This window comes from bacterium (genome assembly GCA_035527515.1).
In the GTDB taxonomy this organism is placed as follows: domain Bacteria; phylum B130-G9; class B130-G9; order B130-G9; family B130-G9; genus B130-G9.
Genome location: DATLAJ010000174.1, coordinates 1 through 3,582, shown reverse-complemented (window position 1 = coordinate 3,582; position 3,582 = coordinate 1). Strand labels below are relative to the sequence as shown.

Below are 3,582 nucleotides of genomic sequence, written 5' to 3'. Positions count from 1 at the left end.
TAGGATTGGGATGGTCGGATGCGTCATCACCGCGGAGGGAGTGGGTCCGATTGACGAGGGAAAGGGCCAAATCGGCGGAGCGAACGTCATTTGGGACACCAGGGACGACGGAAACGCCGGGAGCACTGCACAGCCCGCCTGTGGCTTACGGGGAACCCCGCCCGTCTGCTATTGTCTAAGCCGTTCCAGAGTTCATCTGGGGAATGACGACTAAAATAGTCAGCCGCTCTCTCGGAGGGGAGTAATGGTGTCAAGTCGTGCCTTTAGGCTGGCTGCCTTCGCGATCGGTGCTGCCGGTGTGGTGTTACTCGGCAATCTCCTGACCAGCCCCGCGTTCGGTCAGCGCGATGTCTTTAATGTGATCACCAAGCTCATCGAGCAGCAACGGGAGTTAGTCGAGCGCCGGCGTCAGGAAGCTAGCGCTATCAAGCGTATGCAATTTGGGCTTAAGACGCTGGGCTATTACGACGGGCTAATTGATGGTGATTTTGGTCCTAGGACTGCCGCAGCGTTAGGCGCATACCGTCGATCGGCTGGTCGGCCAGATTCAGGAATGCTTTCAATCGAGGAGATCGCGGAGATCGAGAGCGAGGCCAGCAGGCCGCAGCCTGAGCAGCCGACGACGCCAGCTGAACTGTCTCCAGAAGCACCTACTTCGGACGCGTTCATTCGAGCCGTCACTCCGCCGAGGCTCAATGCAAAGCTCCCCGACGCCGCCGCATGGATCATAATAGCCAGCAGGACAAACCCTGAGGAAGCCAAGCAGGTAGCCGAGCAATATCTGCACTGGTTCCCCAGTACAGCGGTGATCCACTCGTCGAACGGCGTTTTTGCCATTTCCATCGGCTGGTTAAATAAGGAACGCGGCAGGCCGCTTAAGGACGCACTCATCTCAAAGAACTTAATACCGGCTGACTCCTTTCTCAGCAGTGGGGACAAGCTGGAGCCTCCAATCTGGTCTGCGGATGGGCATAAGATACACTCCAGGACCGATCTTCTTCTTTATGCTCTGCTCCGGACTACATCAGAGGCAATGGGCGAGTTGCCGAACACCGGCTCCGGTGGATTTAATAGCTTCAACAGCCGGGTCGGCGGACTTGCCGATTCCACATCCGACTACCTTAGCCTGCGGACAGGCAGCTCAACGTCATCAAAGGAGCTCCGGCGACTTCCCGAGGCAACACAGCTGAAAATCCTTCGAACGGACGGTGAATGGCATCGGGTCGAGTTATTGAACGGCATGACCGGATGGGTTTCAGCAAAGTACGTCAGTCCAGATGCTACGGGTGGGGAGGCGGAGCCCAAACCGGAGGCAGTTTCTCCGGAAAAGCGAGAGCGCGACAGACAAGTGGTCGAGGCCGCGACCATCTTGCTTGATGATTTGGTTGTTTATCTGAAGCTTAATCGTGAGACGCCGGACATTGCTTCGATCGCAGAAGAGGTTTCGAAGCTCCAGCAGGCGGTCAGGGATGAAGACATTCCCTCGATCGAAGCGACTACGATTAAACTAAAGAGTGCGATGGAAGCCATCTCTGGGTTTCCCGAATTTATTGGTGATCGGGAGAAGGAGCGCACAAGGATAGAGGTCCAAAAACGTGGCCAGGCGACTACCCTCGCGTCAAAACACCAATGGTTCCTTCGGAAACAGATCGCCGACAACATAACCTCGTCGAGTGCACCCGCCCTCGCGAGGTTCTTGACCGAGTACGAAAGCGCTATGAAGAGCCCAGAGCTGTCCACTTTGACGGAGCTCAATGATCGGCTGAAGAAGTTCGTTTCCGAGAACGCACTCCAGCAGGCTTACGATGACGCGGTCCTCAACTCAACTCAGCCGACGCCGGCCCTCGAACCGACACCGGCGCCGGCCCCCGAATCTCCCATCGTAAAAACCGAAAAGAATCGACACGTGTTGGAAGGCGATCTGACTGATTGGGTTTTGGTCTGGAACGCCAGTGGCAAGGCCCCACACGTAGCGCGAAACCTCCGGGGTGATATCGTATTTGAAGACCAACAGGCTGATGCCTGTGTGCTGCACCCGCCAGCCGAGAAGCTCGACGCGGTACTGCTTGCGGTCGAGGATATCTTGAAAAAGTACAAGGTGGATAAGGTTCGTTTAGATCCGTCCGCTTGCCCAGAAACAAATTTGCAGAGTTTTGATGTGCTGATTGCAAACCGCGGTGAATTCCTGAAGCAGCCGCAAAGCTATGTCGTGCCGCTACTCGGCCTCATCGAGAATGATGCATTTAAGGAACTCAAGACTCTAACCAGCGAGGAATTTACCAAATCGGAGAAGGCTCGAGGGGTGGAAAGCACCGAGATCGAGGATGCGATTCTGAATGGGTCTCGAGAGGGCTATGGCTTAATCAAGATCGACAATGATTCAGCTGTGATCTGTATGACTACTGACGAGCAAGAGGCCGCCCATCGAGCGCTGATTAACGATCAGAGGGACTTACTTCTTCGATCTTTCAATGCGACGCCCGACATCCAACTGACGAGTTTGGAAGCTGCGTTTATCGCTGCAGAGCGTGGCCAGTGCGGTGCCATCTATGGAAATCGACCAAGCCTCGCCGATGCCATCCGGGGCCTCTGGCGTGACAAGATTCCCGTTTCCGTCGTGCCGATGTGGTTTGAGCCGAAGGTCGTCGAGACCCGAGCCAATCAAATCCAGAGCGAAAAGGAGAGGCTTGCCAAAAAGCAGCAGGACCTCGAGCAAAAGAAAAAAGATGAGGAAGAGCTGCGCAAGCGACGCGACGCGCTACGCGAGGAACAAGAAAAGAAGATTGCCCAGCAGAAGGAAGCACGGGAGGCTAAACTGCAAGAGCAGCATGGGGCACAGGCAAAAGGTCGGGCTGAGGAGATCGCGGCTGTGATTAAGGCCCTCGCTGAGGAGGACGAGGAAGAGGCAACTCAAGCGAGTAAACTGTTCCCGGATCTCGCGAGGATGTATCGCGATCACATTATCGACGGATGGGAGTACGTGGCCTTAGATAGCGAGATTACCGACTATGGAACTGCCGACTGGAAGGGCCGCCAGCTTGAGATGGTCTTCACGGATGTCGCGATCACGATGAAGAACCGGATTCTGGGGGAGTATAAAAAACTCTGCTTCAGCGCAGCCTTGATTTTTGATGAAGAGTTCAAGATGCGCCGCGACCCGTTAGAGGAATTCAACCCCAACTGTGAGCAAGCTTCAAATTTGCCGCGAGCGTGGAAACAGGCTCGAGGGTTCCAGAGTCAGTGGTTAGCCGAATAGTAAGCCCCCAATTTTGACCTTGCGAGTAGCCGCCGTGCCGCCATCTACACAACCATACCTGCGGGCAAGCTGATTTTCGATATCTTCGCATCACTCGCCGAGTTCGAGTGCGACCTCGTCAAAGGAAGAGTTGAAGCCCGCCGTGTCCATCAAGAAGCCAATTACGCCTGACTACATCGTCTGCCTCGAGGACGGGAAGAAGTTCAGGTCGCTCAAGCGGCACTTGCGTACCCACTACGACCTCTCGCCCGAGGAGTATCGAGAGAAGTGGGGACTGTCGCATGACTATCCGATGGTGGCGCCGAACTATGCCGCAGCTCGCTCTA

General features: G+C 55.4%; 2 protein-coding genes and 1 pseudogene. All 3 read left to right on the top strand.

What is annotated here, in order from left to right:
* Positions 1–214, top strand: a 214-nt coding sequence (locus tag VM163_14055) for a hypothetical protein (protein ID HUT05002.1), incomplete at its 5' end; no start/stop codon positions are given.
* 30 nt (positions 215–244) lie between these two features.
* A complete protein-coding gene (locus VM163_14050) occupies positions 245–3,256 on the top strand; it encodes an SH3 domain-containing protein (protein ID HUT05001.1) in 3,012 nt (1,003 codons plus the stop codon).
* Between the two features lie 124 nt (positions 3,257–3,380).
* A pseudogene (locus VM163_14045) lies at positions 3,381–3,582 on the top strand (MucR family transcriptional regulator).

What these genes read in the sequence shown, in the direction of transcription:
- VM163_14050 (HUT05001.1), top strand. Translation starts at nt 245, where the DNA reads ATGGTGTCAAGTCGTGCCTTTAGGCTGGCTGCCTTCGCGATCGGTGCT.